At 59.0% G+C, this 20650-nt stretch carries 19 protein-coding genes, 1 tRNA gene and 1 pseudogene; 9 read left to right on the forward strand and 12 right to left on the reverse strand.

The window, feature by feature from the left end:
- The first annotated feature begins 225 nt into the window (after positions 1-225).
- A tRNA-Cys gene (locus tag ARC39_RS08000) sits at positions 226-299 on the forward strand.
- Positions 300-394: 95 nt separating this feature from the next.
- On the opposite strand, the gene ARC39_RS08005 is transcribed toward ARC39_RS08000, so the two are convergent.
- The 4 genes from ARC39_RS08005 to ARC39_RS08020 all read right to left on the reverse strand — a co-directional run bounded on the left by ARC39_RS08005 (position 395) and on the right by ARC39_RS08020 (position 2135).
- Positions 395-895, reverse strand: coding sequence for a site-specific integrase (locus ARC39_RS08005; RefSeq protein ID WP_068112679.1), 501 nt, complete (start codon positions 893-895; stop codon positions 395-397).
- A 15-nt stretch (positions 896-910) separates the two neighbouring features.
- The gene (locus ARC39_RS08010; protein WP_068112682.1) at positions 911-1213 is read right to left on the reverse strand and encodes a site-specific integrase; all 303 of its coding nucleotides are present in this window, start codon (positions 1211-1213) and stop codon (positions 911-913) included.
- A 3-nt stretch (positions 1214-1216) separates the two neighbouring features.
- On the reverse strand, positions 1217-1423 hold the full coding sequence (locus ARC39_RS08015; protein ID WP_068112685.1) for a hypothetical protein: 207 nt from the start codon (positions 1421-1423) through the stop codon (positions 1217-1219).
- A 259-nt stretch (positions 1424-1682) separates the two neighbouring features.
- The gene (locus ARC39_RS08020) at positions 1683-2135 is read right to left on the reverse strand and encodes a ParB/RepB/Spo0J family partition protein (RefSeq protein ID WP_068112689.1); all 453 of its coding nucleotides are present in this window, start codon (positions 2133-2135) and stop codon (positions 1683-1685) included.
- A 497-nt stretch (positions 2136-2632) separates the two neighbouring features.
- Between ARC39_RS08020 and ARC39_RS08025 the strand changes: the two genes are divergently transcribed.
- Positions 2633-2926, forward strand: coding sequence for a hypothetical protein (locus ARC39_RS08025; protein WP_068112694.1), 294 nt, complete (start codon positions 2633-2635; stop codon positions 2924-2926).
- On the opposite strand, the gene ARC39_RS26545 is transcribed toward ARC39_RS08025, so the two are convergent.
- Entirely contained in the window at positions 2916-3149 is a 234-nt protein-coding gene (locus ARC39_RS26545; protein ID WP_438273257.1) for a hypothetical protein, read from the reverse strand. The genes ARC39_RS08025 and ARC39_RS26545 overlap by 11 nt on opposite strands.
- Before the next feature lie 32 nt (positions 3150-3181).
- Between ARC39_RS26545 and ARC39_RS26135 the strand changes: the two are divergent.
- Positions 3182-3357 (forward strand): annotated as a pseudogene (locus ARC39_RS26135) (IS6 family transposase); the annotation flags it as partial.
- An 85-nt stretch (positions 3358-3442) separates the two neighbouring features.
- Here ARC39_RS26135 and ARC39_RS08035 read toward each other — a convergent pair.
- Positions 3443-5035 carry a right-handed parallel beta-helix repeat-containing protein gene (locus ARC39_RS08035; RefSeq protein ID WP_068112700.1) on the reverse strand — a complete coding sequence of 531 codons (1593 nt, stop codon included), beginning with the start codon at positions 5033-5035 and terminating at the stop codon, positions 3443-3445.
- Positions 5036-5526: 491 nt separating this feature from the next.
- Between ARC39_RS08035 and ARC39_RS08040 the strand changes: the two genes are divergently transcribed.
- The 6 genes from ARC39_RS08040 to ARC39_RS26470 all read left to right on the forward strand — a co-directional run bounded on the left by ARC39_RS08040 (position 5527) and on the right by ARC39_RS26470 (position 13277).
- Positions 5527-6654, forward strand: a complete 1128-nt coding sequence (locus tag ARC39_RS08040; protein WP_268874334.1) for a glycosyltransferase family 4 protein — start codon at positions 5527-5529, stop codon at positions 6652-6654.
- Positions 6590-8578 carry an asparagine synthase (glutamine-hydrolyzing) gene (gene asnB / locus ARC39_RS08045; protein WP_236545152.1) on the forward strand — a complete coding sequence of 663 codons (1989 nt, stop codon included), beginning with the start codon at positions 6590-6592 and terminating at the stop codon, positions 8576-8578. Before ARC39_RS08040 ends, asnB begins: the two co-directional genes overlap by 65 nt.
- Positions 8579-9194: 616 nt before the next feature.
- A complete protein-coding gene (locus ARC39_RS08050; RefSeq protein ID WP_236545164.1) occupies positions 9195-10634 on the forward strand; it encodes an O-antigen ligase family protein in 1440 nt (479 codons plus the stop codon).
- Positions 10627-11745, forward strand: a complete 1119-nt coding sequence (locus ARC39_RS08055) for a GumC domain-containing protein (protein ID WP_149866352.1) — start codon at positions 10627-10629, stop codon at positions 11743-11745. Before ARC39_RS08050 ends, ARC39_RS08055 begins: the two co-directional genes overlap by 8 nt.
- Positions 11746-12105: 360 nt before the next feature.
- Positions 12106-13029 carry a right-handed parallel beta-helix repeat-containing protein gene (locus ARC39_RS08060; RefSeq protein WP_068112714.1) on the forward strand — a complete coding sequence of 308 codons (924 nt, stop codon included), beginning with the start codon at positions 12106-12108 and terminating at the stop codon, positions 13027-13029.
- 53 nt (positions 13030-13082) lie between these two features.
- Positions 13083-13277, forward strand: a complete 195-nt coding sequence (locus tag ARC39_RS26470; RefSeq protein ID WP_078059140.1) for a transposase — start codon at positions 13083-13085, stop codon at positions 13275-13277.
- 35 nt (positions 13278-13312) lie between these two features.
- Here the strand turns inward: ARC39_RS26470 and ARC39_RS08065 are convergent, their stop codons facing one another.
- From ARC39_RS08065 to ARC39_RS08095, 6 genes are all read right to left on the reverse strand, one after another.
- Positions 13313-14548, reverse strand: coding sequence for a glycosyltransferase family 4 protein (locus tag ARC39_RS08065; RefSeq protein ID WP_078059141.1), 1236 nt, complete (start codon positions 14546-14548; stop codon positions 13313-13315).
- Positions 14549-15009: 461 nt separating this feature from the next.
- On the reverse strand, positions 15010-15501 hold the full coding sequence (locus ARC39_RS08070; protein ID WP_149866354.1) for a hypothetical protein: 492 nt from the start codon (positions 15499-15501) through the stop codon (positions 15010-15012).
- A 10-nt stretch (positions 15502-15511) separates the two neighbouring features.
- Positions 15512-16636: a hypothetical protein gene (locus ARC39_RS08075; RefSeq protein WP_149866355.1), complete on the reverse strand. Its 1125-nt coding sequence runs from the start codon at positions 16634-16636 to the stop codon at positions 15512-15514.
- A 438-nt stretch (positions 16637-17074) separates the two neighbouring features.
- Positions 17075-18301 carry a glycosyltransferase gene (locus tag ARC39_RS08085; protein WP_149866356.1) on the reverse strand — a complete coding sequence of 409 codons (1227 nt, stop codon included), beginning with the start codon at positions 18299-18301 and terminating at the stop codon, positions 17075-17077.
- Between the two features lie 4 nt (positions 18302-18305).
- Positions 18306-18884 (reverse strand): sugar transferase, encoded by a 579-nt coding sequence (locus ARC39_RS08090; protein ID WP_149866357.1) that lies wholly within the window; start codon positions 18882-18884, stop codon positions 18306-18308.
- 536 nt (positions 18885-19420) lie between these two features.
- The gene (locus ARC39_RS08095; protein ID WP_161470946.1) at positions 19421-20572 is read right to left on the reverse strand and encodes a glycosyltransferase family 4 protein; all 1152 of its coding nucleotides are present in this window, start codon (positions 20570-20572) and stop codon (positions 19421-19423) included.
- Between the last annotated feature and the right edge of the window lie 78 nt (positions 20573-20650).

Consider the following 20650-nt stretch of genomic DNA (forward strand, 5'->3'; position numbering starts at 1 on the left):
AATTGTCGACCACGGTAAGAGCCAATCGTTGAAACGAGGGCTGGCAGCGCGTCGTCGCCGCATTGGTGACATCCGTCGCAGATGCGGAACACAGTGCCGGTCAAACGGTGACGCCGCGCGGCCAACAGGGCGACGCGAAACGCCAGGGATCGCAAACAACATACGTATGCCGGGATTTGGAGGTTGACGTCGTTTGGTTCTGAACCTACCAAGCGGGACCACTTGGGCGAGTTGGCGGAGTGGTGACGCAGCGGATTGCAAATCCGTGTACACCGGTTCGATTCCGGTACTCGCCTCCAATATTTTCAATAACTTAGCGGATTTTCGAGCGTAGCGCGGAAACGTTTGGGATTGGTTTTTGGAGATTCGCGTTCCGTTCATGTTCCGGTCTAAGCTAGGGAAAGTGCGAAAACGGGTAGAGCCCGAACCCGTCACCATCTTCTGCGCCGGGGAAACGCATTCGAACCACCGCGACAATTTCCGGTCTCCATGCTGCGGCGTCTGTCGGTATAGACTGGAACTCTATTCCTTCACATGGATCACAGCGCGCGATGATCTTCCCGGCGACTGCATATTCGCCGCTCATGCCGTCTGAGACCAGATCAAAAGCGGCTCCGCGTAGCCCGTCTAATTCCGCCTCATCGCGGTCAATATCAACCGAATCCGGGTCGACCTTGGCGCCCCGCGTCAAGTAAACGCCTATTGTTCTCTTCCTTCTCCGTTTCTTCGCAGCTTCCCGCGCCCGCATGATCTGCCGCACCTTGCCCGCGTGCTTCTGAATGATCTGCTTGGTCGTGTGGCCGCTGTAGCTGGCGATGTCGTCGTCATCGCAGCCAGCCCGCGCCAATTCCATCTCCCCACGATGGCGCAGCGCGTGCTGGTCGTAGGCTTGCAAACCAAGCCGCTCACGCTAGCGTCGCATGATTTCCGCCATGCGCCTGTAGTACATGGGGGAGCCGTCTTGCAGGGTGATGATGGTGCGCGCCGGGTGAGGGGTAAGCCGTGCCGCTTCAGTGTCCAGAACAGCTTTGAGCGGGGACGTAAAGGGCGACAGTCGCTCCACGTCCGTCTTGCCTTGCGTCAGCCACAGGTTCTCGCCGTCGTCGTCGCCCCAATTGAACGCCACCCAATCTCCGGGGCGTTGCACACTTCCCGCGCCGATCTCGAATATCAGCCGGTGCAAGGCACCAGCATCCGCGCGCCATTTGTCCATCGCTCAATTCGGCCAAGGCTCGTGCACCTGTTTCTTGGCATCCGGCGTCTTGAGTAGCGGCATGCGCCAGGCCGGGTTAACGGTGTGCCTGCCCTCGTCGTAGGTGTGTTCCATCATCACGCGGAACATCTGAACGATATTGTTTGCGAACTGCACCGCATCCGCGTTGGCGCGCTGCGCCCGGATAATGTCCTTGCGCTGGATCTTCACCGCTAACAGGTCGCCAACAGATTCCTCGATGTAGAACAGAACCTTGTCTTAGTCCTGGCGGGGGGCGGAGGGGTGGCCGTCAACCAATGCTGCGCCACCATTCCGTCTGGAGCCTGCCGATATACCTGCGGCCGACGTTCGACAGCGCTCGAAGCGCTTCGTCATCCTTTCGCATTTACCCTTTCGCCATGCCAGCAGCCAAGGAGTTGCCCGCAACCCCACTCGGCGCATTTCGGCTTCGTCCTGTCTCCTGCAAGCGTCACAGCAGTACCTCTGCCACGGGGGCGTGGAACTTGTCGGTCGCCTGCATGCCCGAGCGCACGGTGTTGATGTCGATGAAGTCGCCCGTCTGTGCCTGCGTGTCGCCCTCGCTAATGACGGCCGGCACTTCGGAGATCCCGAGGATATGTGCGGCGATGGCGCGGTGCTGCCCGTCGATGATGGCGAAGTCCTCGCCCATGCGCGCGACCGAGATCGCGCCGAAGCGCGGCCAGGCGAAGCTGCGGACGATGCGCCCGATCTCCCGGCAACCGCGCTTCGTGACCCGGCGCAGGTAAGACGGATCGATGCGCAGGCGGTCGACCGGAAGCATGGCGAGCCGCAAGTCCGCAAACGCCGCGGGCGGGGCTCTGACCTCGCTGAAGGCCGACCGGTCGGGGACGGCGGCGCGGCTGGCCAGCGCGATCGGGATCGGTGCGGGCGCGTCGCTCATGGCTTCACCTTCCCGTCGATCATATCCGCAAGCCACGGCGTTGGGAGCAACTTGGGTCGCCGGAGAACGCGTTCCATCGCGAGAACAGCGGTAAGGGCAGGCGTGAACAACTTCACTCGCTATTCCGGTTCCATCGTACCCGCGATTAGCACTTCGCGCTCGACCTCGGAGACTATCTCAACGGCCGTTGCCAGCCCCCGGTGGGGGAAAAGGCTGCGCTGCCGCTAGGGCCGTGGCCACATCCGTAATGGTGATCGTCTCGTGAATGTTCGCGAGGGCCGGATGCCCGCCGCGAGCGGAACCCTGACCACGAGTGTTGGTGTGGGATATTGCACGGTCTGTCATCTGTCGCTCTCTTTCGGCGGTTCATTTAGGCTCAGCGGCTCGCCCGAAAGGGCCGGTTCTCTCCCTCTTCTCGGCTCTGCTCATTTTCTGGATCTCTCACCGTGAACGGCTCAACTCGACGTTTTCCAGGTTGGCACCGGGACCTCGTGGGCGTGCCCCAGGTGTTCGCTAACGAATGGGTTCGGCGGGGCCGTACCGGTTTCACCAGGCTCATTGCAATCCTGTGGCTCGACCATGCGCTCTTCTTGGCCAACCAGCGCTGCGGGAGCGTCGCTCACACCAAGGACGACGCCGAGGTTATCTTCCGGAAGAAGGTGAAGTTCGGGTACGACAGTTTACCAGACGGCGTGCGCCAACTCTTCCCGGTCAAGGAGCAAACCCAGTCGGAAGTCCTGTTTGACCGCATCTGGCGTGCGTGTGGCGATTTCCATACGCTCAGGTACTAGTCACCGGCTGCACGTGTCCGAGATGGGCAAGATGGGCGCGAAACACCCCGAAAAGGCTGTCGAGGTGGTCACAGGCTCGCTGCCTGCCGTCCCAGACGACGGTATTGCCATCATCGAGTCCACGGCCGAGAGACAATCCGGCGAGTTCCACAACATCGCCATCCGGGCTGAAGAACTGCATGAACTCGGCCGCGAACTGGCGCCGCAGGAGTTCGCGTTCCACTTCTTCCCCTGGCACGAAGAGCCAGCCTACGTCGTAGACGAGAGCGAACGAGCAGCGCTTCCGGCGCATGCGGAGTTTGCAGAAATCTGCTTCCGTCCACGCTTCTGTCTTCAACCACAACAGTTCGTAGCGCAGCCTCTCTTCACGGGGTGATTGCAAGAAGAACCGCGCCGCCGCTCTCGCCGAGTGGCGTCAACTCGGCATGGCAAATGGGCAGGGCTTCTTTCCGACCCAAGACTGCTTCGAATCTGTCTGGCACCTCTGTTCGAATCGGTCTGACAGCGCACGGTGACCTATGCGAAGGGAACATCGCTAATCCAGCCCGGGTCGATGTCGTCCTCCGCGACGATGTATCCCGGACCGAGAACGGAATCCTCAATCCCGCCGCCCCATCCGAAGCTGTCGTTGTAGTATACTGTTTCGACGCCGGAATAGGTGTTTTCCTGAACGATCACCTCGCGGGTCGCCATCTCGAACTCGGTGTATTCGTTGGCGATCATTATCCCTCGACCAGGCTCGCCATCGCGGAAGAACTCCTCGTCACCAGTGTGGAAAACCTTGTTTCCTGTCACGAGCATGTCTTGCGTGTTGTCGAGGTAAATCTGCACGCTGAAGTTATCGTATACGATATTGTCGAGGATCTCGACATCGCTGGAAGAGAGCGCACCGATACCTTCGCCATAGTTTTTGAAGACGACGTTGTCGCGAACGGTTGTGTCCGTGGAGACGTCGACGCCGATGCCACGTGGCCAGCCGCCGTCTGCATCGCGCGCTTCGTTCATGAGGCAGGTATTGTAGACGACATTCCCCTCGATCAGATGTCCGGTACTGTCGCCAAGCCGGTCCGACCCCATCCAAATGCCACCCTTGTAGGTGTCGTGGATGATATTGTCGGAAATCGTGACATACTGGGTCGACCACAGCGATACTCCGCTGCCAGTGGCATTCTGGATCTCGAAACCAGTGAACGTGACATAGGGCTCGGAAATCACCACCAGGCTGGTGCCGGGAGGTGTTTCACTGCCATCGATAATGGGCCGTTCTCCCGGATACCCCATAATGGTGAGATCCGCGGTGGCATCGCCGCCGGCCCAGATATCCAGTTGCTCCTTATAGGTACCATCCCGAACGACGATCGTGTCGCCGGCGCCCGCCATGCTGATTGCCTTCTGGATAGTGGCCAGCGGCGCGTCTTTCGTTCCAGCCGCGGAATCGTCGCCGCCCACGGCAACGTAAATCGCGTTTTCCGGCAGGGTCGGATCGGCCGAGGCCGGATCGCCTGTGTCCTGTGACGTCTCGCTGGAGGTGTCTTCTGGCTGGGTAGGTACGGGGACGGGATCCGGGTCGTCCTCCTGCGTCGGCGGTTCGTCGGGGGAGGGCGCCGGATCGCTCGGGGCAGCTTCGCCGCTCGTGCCGGTGTCAGTCGTGCCGGTGTCAGTCGTGCCCGGGTCAGTCGCGCCCGGGTCAGTTGTGCCCGGATCAGTTGCGCCCGGATCAGTTGCGCCGGTGTCACTCGTGCCCGTATCGGTTGTGCCTGTGTCGGTCGTTCCAGTATCGGACGTATCGGTTGCACTCGTGTCAGTTGCGCCAGTGTCGGATGGCTCTGATGTGGGGGTGTCGGGATCGGGGTCGTCGGAACTCCCGTCGTCCAGTGACGATTCCCGCTCGAAATCCCGAACCAGCCGTTTGAGTTGTCCGTGAGAAAAATCGCCAAGACTTTCCGGGGAGCCGCCGCTCCCACTGTACCAGTCGACGAATGCTTGAAGTTCTTCTTCGCTCCAAGACACGAACGACAAACCGTCAAGGTATCCAGTCGTGTCGCTTTCGGGAGAGCTTACAACGTCGCTGTCGATGGAAGTGGTGTCCGTCTTTTGTTTTCTACCCATGAACGTCGATCCAACTATTCCGGCACATCAAGCACGGCTCCATAGGGAAGAGGCGACTTGAGGGCCACGCAGCAAGGGACAAAGTGCGGCAATCGAGCAAAGTCTTGCCGACGATGCGACTAAACCTGGAGTTGAACGCCAGAAAGCAGCAGAACTTGGGCGGAAACCGGGCGAAGACTCGACAGGTCGCTCGGATGCGGCCGATTCGGCTGATTCTTGCCGCAACCTCCGGGTGTATCGCGCACCCTCGTCGCCTGGGCGACAGAGCGGGAAGAGCCCGTCGCTCCCAGATTGTCGCGGCAATCGCTCGCCCCGACGGGGAGGGAAGGCGCCAATCCAGCCCTTGGCGATCTTGGTTCGGACCCGACCGCCAGCGCCCTTCAACTCCCTCCCGCGCATCAATGAGAAATTTCTTTCTTGCCAGAACCGGTGTCCCGACAGGACATTGGGGCAATTGAGCGTGCAGGTGTCTTGCCATGAGCCGAAGGCTAATGTTCTTCATTCACTCCCTGTCCCCGGGCGGTGCGGAGAGAGTGACGGCGTTGCTGGCCAACCACTGGGCGAAGATCGGATGGGATGTCTCGGTCGTGACGACCGCTTCGGCAGCCAAGGATTTCTATCCGTTGGAGCCATCGGTCAAACGATATTCCCTGGACCTTGAGAGGACACGGACCAATGTGGCGGCATCCGTGCTCGCGAATATCCTCAGGATCCGTCGTCTCTACCGGATCCTTCGCAAAGCGAAGCCGGACGTCGCGATTGCGATGATGCCGACCTCGAATATTCTTCTCTCCATTGCTGGGAAACTGTCGGGGACCCCTGTTATCGGGTCGGAGCGTGTTCATCCGCCGAGCATGCCGCTGGGACGACTTTGGGAAAGGCTGAGGCGCGTATTCTACCCATTCTTGTCTGCACTCGTGGCACAGACTGAAACAAGCGCGGATTGGCTCAGAGCGAACACGGGGACGGCTCGCGTCGTGGTTATTCCCAATCCTGTCCAGCATCCGCTGGCGTCGCACAGTCCGCGTCTGCCGCCGAAAGACTGCCTTAGCCGTCTGAACAAGACGAAGCTTCTTCTCGCAATTGGGCGACTGGAGCATCAGAAGGGTTTCGACCTCCTGCTGAGTGCATTCGCGGATATCCAAGACGACCACCCCGACTGGGCACTTGTCATACTTGGCGATGGTGCGCTTCGGAGCGAGCTTGCGGTGCAGATCCGCAAGCTGGACCTTCAAGAGGTGGTTTTATTACCCGGGCTGGCCGGAAACTTGGGAGAATGGTTCGACGCCGCCGACGTTTACGTGCTGGCGTCCCGTTTCGAGGGGTTTCCCAACACTTTGCTTGAGGCGATGGCGTATGGTGTGCCCTCCGTCGCCGTAGATTGCGCGACCGGTCCGAGCGACATCATTCGGCACGATGTCAACGGGCTATTGGTCCAACAAGGAGATGCGACCGCGTTGGCCGGGACTCTGTCGCGCTTGATGAAAGACAGTCGCTTACGACTCCGGCTTTCGTCAAAGAGCATCCAGGTACGGGAGGATTTTTCGGTTTCTCGTGTCGCGGGACATTGGGAAGATCTGGTCTCCAAAGTTCTATCCCAAAACGAAACGCGCGTGTAAGTCTGTTAAGGATATGTGCGGCATAGCAGGCGTGCTTAACAAACGCGGAGCCAAAGCCTCGGTGAGCGAGCAAGTCCTCGGCAAGATGGGACAAAGACTTGCGCATCGTGGCCCCGATGACTTTGGCCTGTGGTCGGATGTCGATGCCGGTATCGGACTTGCGCACACACGGCTTTCCATCGTCGATTTGTCAGCGGCCGGACATCAGCCAATGATGTCCGAGTCCGGCCGTTACGTGATCGTCTTCAATGGAGAGATTTACAATCATCTCGACATTCGGAAAGAAATCGACAGGCAGGCGACGTCGAGTTGGAGAGGACGATCCGATACCGAAACACTGCTTGCCGCGATCGACCTGTGGGGGTTTGGAGCGGCACTTGAAAAGTCCGTTGGAATGTTCGCGCTGGGCGTTTGGGACCGCCGGGACCGCCAATTGCTACTGGCGCGCGACCGTATGGGTGAAAAGCCACTCTTTTACGGTTGGGTTGGCGGTACCTTCCTGTTCGGATCAGAACTGAAAGCGCTTCGGTGCCATCCGGATTTCGATTGCGAGATCGAAAGCGCCGCTCTGCCGCTATACATGCGCCATGGCTACATTCCGGCGCCGTGGAGCATATGGAAGGGCGTGCGAAAGCTCCTTCCGGGCACCTGGATCGCGATCTCGCCCGAGCGGTCCGGCGAACTCCCCGAGCCCGCCCCATATTGGGCGCTTTCCGATGTCGCGATAGCGGGACAGAAGAACCGCTTCGACGGCTCCCTGTCGGAAGCTGTCGACGAACTGGAGAAGATGTTGGCGGCGGCGATCTCCGGTCAGCGTCTGGCGGACGTGCCACTTGGCGCCTTCCTCTCCGGCGGTATTGATTCCTCGACCGTCGTGGCCTTGATGCAGTCTCAATCCACGCAACCGGTCAAAACGTTCACAATTGGTTTCGACGAAACCGGCTTTAACGAGGCCGAGCACGCCAGGTCGGTGGCACGGCATCTCGGGACGGTTCACACCGATATGTACGTCACTCCGGCTGAGGCCCGCGAAGTTATTCCCGACTTGCCGGGAATCTACGATGAGCCATTCGGCGATTCTTCGGCAATACCGACCTATCTCGTCTCCCATCTGGCGCGCGAGCACGTGACCGTTGCTCTGAGCGGCGACGGCGGCGACGAACTGTTCGGAGGATACGACCGATACAGCCTTTTCGCGCGATGGCAAAACAGGATGGCTTCGACCCCTGATCCCCTCCGTAAGATGTTGCACTTCGGAGTTCGGCAGTTGCCCATCAGCCCAGACAGTCGGCACCGCCGGCGATGGCTCGTCTTGTCAGACGTCCTCGGTGCCCGCCACGATGCCGAACTTTACCGTGCCCTTTCCGCACATTGGTTACCCGCTGACGACGTCGTTCGCGACCCATCTGAGGTCCCTTACTGGCTGACCGAAGAGGCGGTTAACCTCACTCTGTCGGAGCCGCTCGATCACGCGGTTATGGGCGACATGAAAACCTACTTGCCCGAAGATGTCTTGACTAAGGTTGACCGGGCGGCGATGGCAGTTTCACTAGAAACAAGGGTTCCTTTACTTGACCACCGCATCGTCGAATGGTCATGGACCCTTCCTGTGAAGTTCAAGTGCGGTACTGGGCACGAAAAGCGAGTCCTGAGAGATTTGTTGTACCGCTACGTGCCCCGGGAGATGATGGACCGACCCAAGATGGGCTTCGGCGTTCCGATCGGTGCGTGGCTACGAGGGCCATTGCGTGATTGGTCCGAAGATCTGCTCGATCCCGCTGCCCTCAAAGACGCTGGATGGTTTGATCCCAAGGCAATTGGGCGCAAGTGGCGCGCGCATCAGGATCAAACTGGACGCTGGGAGTACCTTTTGTGGGATGTTCTGATGTTTCAGGCATGGTTGCACGAACAGAGATCAATGTGACACACTGCGACGGACGCGTCCGCCCTTGCGGCTTGATCCGCGAGTTTAGCCGCGCCTGCACAGGCAAGTTATCGGAGCCGAAATGGTAGTACCCGTCCGCGTTGCAATGGCATCCCAACGCTACCTGCCTTCATCGAGACTGCGGAGAAACAACTTACCGTCGTTCGCAGGGCACTTTCCGAGCGTAGGTTCAAAGTGTGGGCGATCACGCAATGTAAAGGTGACATCCCGGTTGCCGAATGCGGGGATAGTAGCAACGTCCGGCGCTTCGAGAACGGTCATGCAAGTGTCGGCGCATTTCTCGCATTCAGCGTCGCCGGAGTGACGGAAGTGAACTACTGTCGCCTTGATGTCGTGCGGGCAACTGAATTGCGATGGCCACCGATTACCCAAATCTTTGTTTGGAGCATCCCCGACTCCCCCGTCGCCACGAATGCCCTCCGCGGTGGCGACCCGGTCTACTCTCGGGTTTTTCCAGGAAGGCATCTCAATCGGTTCCTGTTTCGAGCCCCGGTGAACGGTGGGAACGCACCCGGTCCGGTGCCGCGCCGGCGTTCGCATTTGACTGAAGGACCGCCGAGGGAGAAAGCTAGCGGACGTTTGGAACGAAGTCTTGGTGGGACACGATTGTGGAGGAGCGGAACATGCCGATTGCCTTGCTCGATGTGATCCGTCGAGTGCAAGCCGGTCAAGAAGCGAATGGCTCACCGAGCAAGGACGCGGCTACCATTCGCCTTTCCGAAGTGAGCTTGCCGTGACGGGGAAATACTCAGCCTGGGCCGTGTTTGCGATTGTCTTCTTCATCGGCATCAACGGAAACTACGTGCTTTCCACCCGGTTCGGTGTCGGCATCGCACACCCTGTTGTTTTTGCAGCATCCACGGGCCTCGCGTTGCTGTTACTAATTCGCTTTGGAGAGCAACCGGCCGGTGCCGCCCGCTATTTTCTGGCGATGACGCTGTGGTTGATTGCTGTTCTTCTGTCGATCATGTTTTCTGCAACGCCGGGTCAGAGCCTCGAAGCGCTCCGGGATTTCGCTCCAATCCCGATGATCAGCTTCGCGCTCTTCTTTCTCATTAACGATCGGGATAGGTTTCTAAGCGCATGTTGGGCGCTTGCATCGGCCGCCTTCCTGGTGTCCGCCTTGACCGTTTTCCAGAAACTGAGCGGAACAACCAGCAACGACTACTTCGGGTTGGCACGCGGCGTTGTCGCGCATGTCTCTGGAGATAGCGACAGTTTCCGGCCGAGTGGGCCGATCGAAAACCCGAACTACTATGCTCAGATGTTGCTTCCCGGACTGGCGATTAGCCTCGGCAGCGCAATGAGTGAGATCCAGCGCTGGCAACGCGTTGTTTTCGCGATCATGTCGAGCGTCATCGCTGCAGCGGTTTTGATGACTCTGTCGCGTGGTGGCGCGGTTGCCATGGTGGCAATGATCATTGTCGTGATGGTATATACGCGGAAGGCTTACCTGATTGCCTTGCTCGCGCCGCCCGCACTGGCGGTGATTATGCTCACCCCTGGAAAACTCGAACGCTTCGAGGACGCATTCACAGCGGTTTCCGAGGCAGCGACCGGTCAACGGATTTCTGAGATTTCTGTTTCAGGCCGGATCTCCGAGATGAAGGTCGCCGCGATCGCATTTTCCGAGGCTCCCTGGACCGGTGTCGGCTTTGGGCAAGTCGAGTTCAATTATCAGGCGATTTCGGTTCAGAGGGATCTCGATCTACGCTCCACGGACCGGGCTGCCCACAGCCTGTATCTCGAGGTCGCGGCTGAACAGGGCATTGCCGGACTGATTGCTCTTTTCGCCGTCATCTGGCTCGCATTCACTGCGGCAAAGCGCCGTGATGGAACCGACACAAGGCTGGAACTTCATCGCAGTATGGTGGTCTCAGGCACTGTGGGCATGTTGATCTCTGCGGTGTTTCTCCACGACGCCTACTTCAATCTGATGTGGCTCATGCTGACCCTTCTTTACGCCTTCGAGCGGGTCGATACGGTGCGGCAACCTTGGAAAGCGCGGTTTATGGGCGATGTCCGCCATGCCTGAAGAAGGTCGCGCTCGGCCGCGCAGCTTTGCCGAAGCCGAAATTGTTCGCCCGATACTCGCGAATATCTTGCCGATACTCCTTTCTTCCACCCTCTTGTCCCTTGCGGTCTATTTTCTCACGTCGAACGCTGCTCCGATCCACAGGGCCACCACGGAAGTCATGATCCGCATTGGGTACGAGTACACACCGTCGCCTTCGGACGTTGGAGGAGATTTCCAGCAGGTGCTATTTGACGCCGACGACGTGCTCGGTACAGAGGTTCAAATACTGTCCAGTCCGCGAGTGGTTTCTGAAGCCGCCAGCCAATTGTCGATACCGGCAGAGGGTCCTTCGCCATCGGTCGAGGGAATGCTGGGACGGATTGCGATCCAGCGTCTCGAGGGCAGTAACATCTTGTCTGTATCGGTGATTGGAGAAGATCCAGATCTCTCGCTCAGGTTTCTTGAGGGCCTGACGAACGCCTACTTCAAAAGGCACGAGGAACTCAGCAAACGGTCGCACTATTCCGGGTACGTGCGAGACCGTCTTTCGGCGCTGAGGGCAGAGAACGAAGTACTGTCGCGCGAGCGTGACCTGTTGGTGCAAGTCGCTGGTCGTGAACTTCCGTTGTTTTGGGATGGTCTAAGCGTGCTCCGCGACGATGCTGCCGAACGAGAGAACTCGAGGAGTCTCAACGACAATTTGGTTAAGCTCAGGGTGCGGATGTCTACGCTTCCCGGTTGGCGAGAATTGCAATCGGAGTTCGATCAGATCGAAACTGCGGAGAGCGACGCGCCGGAAGTTGGCACTTCCGCAGCTCCTGACGTGCAGATCGCGGTTCTCAACGAAAGGCTGAGTTCTTTGGAAAGTGCGTTCGAGCGCGTCACCGATATTGATCGAACCGTGGCGACCAACACGCGCAGAGCGGTTTTTCTGCACTCTGCCTTGCAGCGCGACAGCCTGCGCAAAGCCGCAAGCCACAACATTTCCGTTGTCACACCGCCCTATGTGGAGTTCGACAGCATAGGACTCCGTCCACCAGAAAAAGCACTCATGGCGGGCATAATTGGTATTCTAGCAGGTTGCGCGCTCGCAGTCGCAGCGCCGATGCTTATTGTTCGCCGTGGCTAGGCCCTGGCTGGAAGATTCCGCGCCCGACGCACATTCCCAAATCGATGACCAAGACAGCGAGATCCGGGCCCGCAAACTCTCGCAAAGCATGCGGGATCCTTGGGGAGAGGTCAAAACTGTACTAGCCATCTCCATCGCTTCGAGTACCGTGGCGGCCGATTCCACCGAACGCTGACTGTGCACGCAGGTCCCATCACTTGACGAAAAAGTCGACGATGGCGCAATCGCGTCCGGCGAACGTGGGGCTTGCGCCCGTAGCTACCAGAAGGCAATGGTTGACATCGAGCGAGCGCTGAACCGGCGGGACGAGCAGGGATGACGAATTCACGGGTAGAACCATCGAGGGTCGGGTGGTGTCTGATGTCGGCCGTCATGGTGCTATTTGCTACCGCGCAGGCCTCCTGTACCGCTACCGGCACGGGGGCCTCCACGGAGACGAAGACCGGTACGGAAATCAGGGTGACGATGGCAGAGGGCGCACGCGGACTCAAGCAAGCGGTTTCTACTGCCCGACCTGGCGATGTCATTCTTCTCGAGCCCGGACAGTACGTTTTTTCCGGCGACGAAGCAGTAGGTCTGGCTCTTTCGAACAGCGGCCGGCAGAACGCCTCGATTACGCTTCGCGGCGACGGTGGCAACGCAATCCTGAATTGCGGCGAGATGAGCCGCGAAGCCGGAGTGACCTGTCTCCAGATCACAGGGGATTGGTGGAACCTTGAGAAACTGGGAGTGACGCGCGCACGGCAGAACGCACAAGGAGCGTGGTCGATCGGAATCCACTTGGAGGGTGCTTCGCACAATCGATTGACCGACGTGGAAAGCTTTGCAAACGAGGGCCCCGGGATCCTCGTCACCGGGCGATCGGCCAGCAATCTAATCGAACAATGCACTTCGCATGACAATTACGACCCGCTTGCGACGCCGCCCGGTGGAAACGCCGATGGGATACAGCTGGCCTACTTGACGACTGACGCCGTCGGGAACGTCGTGTCGAACTGTAAATCCTTTTCCAACTCCGACGACGGCTTCGATCTATGGGAAGCCGAGGCCCCCGTCACGATCCACAATTCCGAAGCCACGCGAAATGGCTACGTGCCGGGAACAAGCAACCCGGCGGGCGATGGAAATGGATTCAAACTCGGTCGAAACAAGACAGGCCCGGCTCATTTCATCGTCCAGAACGTCGCATCCAACAATCGGTATCACGGCTTCGTCGCGAACCAAGCATCACTACCTGCGATTATGCGCGACAATCAATCCTTCGGGAACGGAGTTCCAAATTGACGGCCTGGATCCCGCTCCGATTCGATGGACTCCCATGATAGGGATTCGAGCGTATGGACCGGATACCCGATGGGAGAGCGAAGCGCCGGGGTGTTCCGGATGAGTTCAAGCGTCCGGCCGCTGAGCAAATTGAGGCGGGCGGTTTGAGGACCTTGAATGTTGCGGCGGAACTTGGAGTTCAAGAGACACAGTTGCGACGCTGGAAAAGCCAAGTCTGCACGAAGGGGGCGAGGTTCGCATTGAAATAGAATGTGGGCTACAAGAGCCTTTTTCTCTCCATCTGTCAGGTTCTCTCGACCAAAGCCGTTTCGTAGGCAGCTAGCGTCTCGTCAATCGCGCGCTTCGCTCCGAGTTTCTCTTCGAACATGGCGTGCGCTGCGGAGCCGATGCGACGCAGCATTGCCGGGTCGTCGATGGCTCTTGCGAGCGCGTGACCAAGGGCTTCAACGTCACGGGCAGGCGTGAACAAAATGGTCTCGCCATCAACGAACGTGTCATCGGTCCCTTCCAGTCTCGACGCCAGAACGGGGACGCCCTGCCGGGCGGCTTCAAGAACCACATAGGGCAAGCCCTCACTGGTTGACGGCAGGCAGAGGAGATCGGCGGCAGCCAGGATCGAGGTCACGTCCTGACGAAAACCGGCGAAATGCACCCGGTCGGTCAAGTTGTAGCGAGCGACCATGTCCCGCAGTGGTCCTTCTTCGCCGCCGGTACCGGCGATGAACAGGTGCGGGCGCGTATCGCCGTTTGCCGCAAGCTCCCGAAGGGCTTCCAGCAGAAAACGGTGACCTTTACGTGGATAAAGTCGCCCAATCATCGCTATCAAAAACGCGTCTGGGGCCCAGCCAGCTTCCGCGCGCAGGTCAGCCGGGACAGGGAGCGCTTCAAGCCGTTCGAGGCCGTTGCGAGACAACACCGTATTCTCTTGGGGAATGCCGAGGACTTCTATCAGATATCGCTGCACGTTGGACGAAACGCATACAAACCGAAAACCCGAACGAGCACACAATCGCAATGCGGATTCATGCATTCGGCACCGAATGGCGCTGGCGTATTCCTCGCGATAGACGGAATGCACAGTGGCAATCCGGGCCGGGATCCGTGCCGCGACGGCGACGAGCCCGCTCCAGAATTGCGATTGCGTGTTGTGGGCATCGATCACCGATAGCCCGAATTCCCTTGCAAGGCGCATCAGGTCAAACACGATACGCGGGTCCGACCTGCGTCGTCCGATCGGTGCGACCGCCAGCCCCAGGTCGCGTAATGACGCGTGAAGCGGTGCGCCTTCAATCACGGCTACCCGGTAGGGTATACCGAGTTGCGCTAGTGCGCGCGCCGTCTGGATGATCCGAACGTCCACCCCTCCGTGCCGGATAGCTAAGCAAACAAGCAGAACGCCACTGTCTTTCAGGGTATCGAGATCCCTGTCGGCCGCCTCGCCGATGAAGGCCCTATCCATCCCTTTTTGCCGCCCGTGATGACGTGAAATGTTGCCGAGTGCGAAACACTCTGTTGCCATTCTCGGCTGTGTAGCGACCGGCGTTCATAGTGAACAACTCGGTTCGCTTGTCCGCGATTCGCTCGATCGGCCGAGTAAACCGACCATCAGTGCCCGGAAGCGCACTTGCCTGATCAAGCGCAGTAATCATTGGCGCTCACCGATGTTCCGAAACAGAGGGATGTTCTTGAAGCAACACCTGATGCCGCGGTAAGCGACGGTGTCGATGAGTTCGCGGACGTCGCATTGTGAACGTTCACCAGTGAAACTGTATCTTGTGTGGTCGTGGCGCCCTGTCGCGCAGCCTTCGGGCTCGGACAGATAAATATCGGGCCGAACCAGTCGGACGCGTTGCTGCTGCCGATTTGAAAGTGCTGTAGGAATGGGAGCATGTCGGAGCAGTTGCAGGTCGTTTCGGACTGGTTTCGGCAGATACTTCCACCTTGCGAGCCCCACTCGCATCACGATGTGCGAACCCAGCATCAAATTGCTACGGACTGTGGCATAGGCGTTGAGGAGAGCGATGCGTTTCGTTCCCGGTAGAACGGCAGCGACTCCGCAACCGGGTGAATACCGATCGGCAATGAGTATTTCGGGGTTAGTCCCTTCTGACATGCCAGGGTGATCAGTAACGTGTCGCCGCCATGATGGTCGCGCTGGCCGTTCGCTAGTGCTTTCCAAACGTCCCATAGTCTCATCTTACCGGCTTCGACGAATTTTTCGATGTCTTGGTTGCTTTCGACGTAGAGCATGGTCTGCGAAGGCAGTTCCTGCTGAACGTCAACCTTGAGCGGAAAAGCGACGATGATGGCCAAGAGCGGGTGCATCTGCGTCGAGGCGCAACGCATTCCGGATGGATGTGGGAGTGACGCGCGGGTCGGCGAAGGCATCGTCATGGAAGTATCGCGTCGCAACTTGCTACTGACAATACGGGATGTTGCCGTCGCCCATGTTTTTTGGTGGGAGGTCTCCATTGCCTCGGCTCTAGGACTGGCGGGCACCATTCACGATAATGGTAAGGACCGACAACGTGGCCATTGCCAACAACCCTGCCAGAAACGCTTTGCCCAGTGGTGGCAAGGTCGCGCCATTCGGATCGACGTAAGGAGAGGAGAGAACGATGATAGGCTCGCTTGCAGCTTGTCGGAGATCGTGGCGCAGCGTCACGTCTTCAAGCGCGCTGATTTTCTGATCCAGAACCGCCAACGTGTTGGTCAGCGCCTCGCGCCTGACTGCTCGGAAGAACATCCGGTCGACAACTGTCAGCACTTCATCAACGCTGGGTTCCGCCGGTTGCGAAGATGTTTGCGGCAGACGATCCGTTTCGTTGGAGAGTTCGGAAAGTTGCATGAATCCTCTAGGTGCGTCCAACTGTAGAAGGCGTGCAGCGAACCTCGTTTCCAACGAGCGAACATCGTCTGCCCGCGTGGGATTGGCCTGCAGGATTTGAAGATGCTGTAGCCATTCGGCAAAATCGTTTGCGATCGTCGTCGAGATGCCGACAATGTTGGTCTGCAATTCTTCGCGTTCGTCTTCCAGCGCCTCTAATTGCTCCTGCAGGCGGGAGGTGTAGGCATTCCTAGAGAAGACCTCCTTTCGTGCAGTCACATAGTTTTCGAGCATGCGGGTCAGGAAACGGGTGCCCCATTCCGGATCGTCGACCATCATCGACACTTCCACCACGGTGCTTCCATCTATGTGTTTCACGCCCAGCGACTCCATTAGCTCGGCCGCCGTCTCGGGCGCCTCCGGTACCTCGTCGTCTGCCGTCATAGCGGCCGTCGGCTTGGGAACATCGGCTAGGGTGCCTTCAAAGAGTTCGGTTTTGGAGAGTACCTGGATCTCGTTGCCGATTACATCGTCCGCGTTGACCGCTACTTGCTGGTAAGCGCCGCCGCTTTCCACCGGTGGCGGGGTGTATTCGTAGCTTGGCCGCACGAGAATCTCGGCCCGAACGAGGTCCAAGCGCGGCTCATGCATCGCGCGGTAGTACATGCCTGCGCCGACGGCTGCGGACAGGACAAGGATCCACCAAAGGTTGCGCAGCAGGGGCCGCAAGATTGGCCAGGCCGCGGCTTCACGACTTGATTTGTAGGCTGTGCTAGACACGGTCTGACCTCTCTCTCGATTGCGGTGGGACACCGTCAAGAAGTGCCATCCTCTCACAAGTGAACATGTGCACAAGTATCAACCACAGGAAATTTCTGGAAAAGAATCTGTCGGCTACTCCGATGACGAATGACACGGGCATCGCGTCAAACAACCTGTATTTCGGGGTCGAGAATATTGCGGTGTTGAACGCCAACCGCAACAGGACCATCGGGACGTCCAGCCTGATATTGCGCTGTTCGGCAGCGGCTTCCGGAATTCGGCCATGCGCGCTGCGGTCGAGGTCGCGCGGAAATGGGATATACGGTGCCAACATGGACTACTCGCCACCGTCGAAAATATCGTTCCGTGACGCAACCGGTACGACCAGTCGAATGTGCCTTGCCGCAAGAAAGTTGGCGACGCAAAGGCACAATAAGATCCGGTGACTCGTCACCTTCATTCGGTGGTTCCGCGGTCATTTCGGAGTTCAAGGTCGGCCATATGGTTTTGATCGATGCTCTGGAACCAGCCAGCCACATCCGTATATGGACGCACTGCTTCTACAGCGCCCGAGCCAAGAGCCTGTCGTCGTTTCGAATCTCTGGAAAGCGCAACCAGCGCATTGGCAAACTCGTCGGGTCGTCCGTGCGTCACGAGAATGCCGGCTGCGTCGCCGACGACGGTCGCGACATGTCCGACGTCGGTCGCAACGATCGGTAGTCCGGCGGCCATCGCTTCGAGCAGCCAGACAGACAGGTCTTCACTGGCTGAACTGAGAGCGTAGACATCTGACAGGGCGAGCAACTCCCGAACGTCCTGCCGATCCTCAAGAAATCGGACCCGGTCATTCAGTCCCAGCGTATCGCATATTTTGTTCAGCTTCCTGTCGAGTTCTCCGCGACCGGCAATCAGCAGGAGGGCCTCAGGAACGCTTTCGATGACATCTGCGAATGCCGCGAGGAGCGTGATGTGCTCTTTCTGCTCGCTCAAACGGCCGGTGGCGATGATGGCGATGTCGTTGTCGGCAATCCCGAGTTTTTGACGTCGGTCTGATCTCTCCGCGGCGGTCATGGCGGGATTGGGAGCCACCAGCTCGGGCATCGCCATGCCCACCGTCGTTCCAATACGATGGCGGTTCGCGGCGGCGGCCCGGTCCCCGACGAACAGGGCGGTGTCACAGAAGTGACCAAGGGCGAGACGTTCCAGCCAGTTCAGAACCAGCGATTTCGGCCAAGTGATGGGCACCGTGTCGGCATCGTAGATGGAGACGAGAACCCGCTTTCCAAGGAGCTTGGCAACGGGCGCTGCGAGAATGGTCGTTTGCGTCAGATGGATATGCACAGTCGGAGCGCCGCTCTTACGGAGAAACCGGGCGATTTTCAGGTAGGACCCAGGCCACCATATCCGCATTCCCGATAGTTCCGATATCTGCGCGCCCGACGCCTCGAGCGATGCTTGCACAGCAACGCTTCTCGCGCAGAGAGACAGGACATTCACCGGGGTTTCGGGTGTCAGGCAACGCGCCAGCGCCAGCACAATCGTTTGGGCGCCACCGGTATCGAGACTGTCGATGACATGGATGACATCTGCGGCAGCTTGGCGAACACTTGGTGTCTCCACATCAGCAGCGCGGGCATTCGAAGCGGCTCGGCTCTGACGGTCTACTCTCGTGCTCGCGCTCACCGCGCTATTTTCCGTTTGCGCGGGTCATCAACATCTGCACCGTGCCGAGAATGATCTTCAAATCGCCTGGAATCGACTTGTTGCGCACATAGTCCAGATCCATCAGGCAGCGCTTTTCGAAATCGACCGGCTTGTTCCGCGCAATCTGCCAGGTGCCGGTCATTCCCGGTTTGACACTGAGCCGAACACGTTGCCAGGGCTTGTAGCTTGAGGGCGGCGCCGAGTTCGCGCGAGGGCCTACCACGGACATATCGCCTTTCAGAACATTCCAGAACTGAGGAATCTCGTCGAAGTAGTACCGGCGGAGGACCCGTCCGACCGGCGTGACGCGAGGATCGTTTTCAAGTTTGAAGCCCGGTCCCTTGTCCTCGCTGTGTTCGAGAAGACCCTGCTTTAGCGCGTCCGCGCCGGGGAACATGGTCCTGAACTTCAGGATCGAAAAGGGGCGTCCGTTACGACCGTAGCGCGTCTGCGTGTACAGGATCGGCTGTTTCGGTGCCTCCAGCTTGATCATCAGCGCGAGGATAACGATCAACGGCGCGTAGACGAGCAATGCCAGGCACGCGAGCACTATGTCGATCATTCGAGCCGCGGCATCTGTCGGCCATTCGATTTGTTTGCGAACACCAAGACTACCGGCGTCCAAAACCACACGATCGGCTATCAAATCGTTCCCCAATTCAACTCTCCGCACACACACGCGACAAAACCATCAACCGATATACACTGCGGCAAGGGCCAACCACGCAGCGCAAACTTGCAGGTTTCGCCGAAAATCTCTCTCCCATTAAGCGACCAAATCCATCGCTATTTTTCGGGGAACCGCCACATTCTCTTCGAGGCTCGTCGTTGCGCGAAACAAGCGGGCCGATGAAAGCGCTAACACTGCTTTCACAAGCCGCCATCCCGTCGAATGAGACGACCATCGATCTAGTGGGATACCCCCATACTCCCCCCTCACGGAGCCATAAGAAATTATTATTATTTAGCTTACCACGTCTGTCAACGATTTCTGGCCTCGGCTTGGAGCACCGGCTCGGAAATGCCAACGCGTTGGGCGACCTCGCCGAATCCACATTGGGACGTGCAAGTCACCCCGGGGAGGGTGGTATGCCTCTACTAACGCGGGCTTCCCGGTGATCGCCTCTCGGCAAGTTCCGTGTAGAGCGCCGCTAGTCGTGCCGTGGTGTTGGCAAGGCTATAATCGGAGGCAATCCGTTCATGGCGCGCCTCAACGCTTCGAAATTCTTCATCTGCGCTCGCTACCAGTGCAGTCTCTATGGCATCCAGAAGGGCGCGATCGTCACCCACCGGGACAAGGAAGCCAAGTCCACCGGAAAGCAGATCCGGAGCAGCGCCAACGCGGGTGGCAACGCAAGTAAGTCCCATTGCCATCGCTTCCAGCAATGCGTTTGACAGACCTTCGGATCGCGATGGCAACACAAAGCAATCCGCTGCAGCATACCACGGGAGAAGGTCGTCCGTCTTGCCAGCGACGACGATACCATCCGGTCCAGGCGCGCGCAGGCGCGTTTCTAGCGAGCCAGTGCCGACGATGGCCAATGTTGCGCGGGGCAGCCGCTCGCGGATATGCGGCCAGATCCCGGCAAGTTCCAGAAAACGTTTTTCAGGCTCAAGCCTGCCGACGCACAGAGCGACTGGCCCGGAAGGCAGCCCGAGCGCAGCGCGGGCCGCTGCCTTCCGTTCAGAGCCGACAGGCCGGTAAAGGTCGATGTCGACACCATTTGGGATGAAATGCCGGCGCGTTTCCGGAACCCCTGCGGCGGCCAACTCGTCGTCGATCTCCTGACTAATGACGTTGAACGCATCGACGCGGGACAACATGAACGCAAGCCGCCGCCGGTCTAACGGGCGCCGAGACAGGGCTGAGATATCGCCCAAGGAGCCACCGCGCAGAACCTTCGCGACAACCGGCGTTCCCGTCAGGGCCCGATATGCCACCGCGGTCAATGTCGGCGAGCGGAGTTCGAAAGCATGGACCACGTTCGGGCGTATGCGATGTAGTTCGCGAAGACACATCGCGGTGTAACTCAGCGATGCGACGGGCTTTGGCCCGCGGACCTGCAATCGACGAACCGGAATGCCGTCGACGGTGTCGCGCTCGGGGCTATCGTCGAGACGTCGCGTGATGACTGTAGACTCGATGCCCTTTGTTCTAAGGCGTGGCAGGATTGCCGCCAATTGCTTCTCCGCGCCGCCAATGAACGGTAGGTAGCATTGGGTGAGCATGGCGGCGCGCACTGATATCATACCCATTTGCAGGCAGTGCGATCGCGCCTAGCGGTCGTCTCGGGAGGAGAAGGTGAGCCGGACGTCGACGCTCGGTCC

This window comes from Tropicimonas marinistellae (assembly GCF_001509585.1).
GTDB lineage: Bacteria > Pseudomonadota > Alphaproteobacteria > Rhodobacterales > Rhodobacteraceae > Tropicimonas > Tropicimonas marinistellae.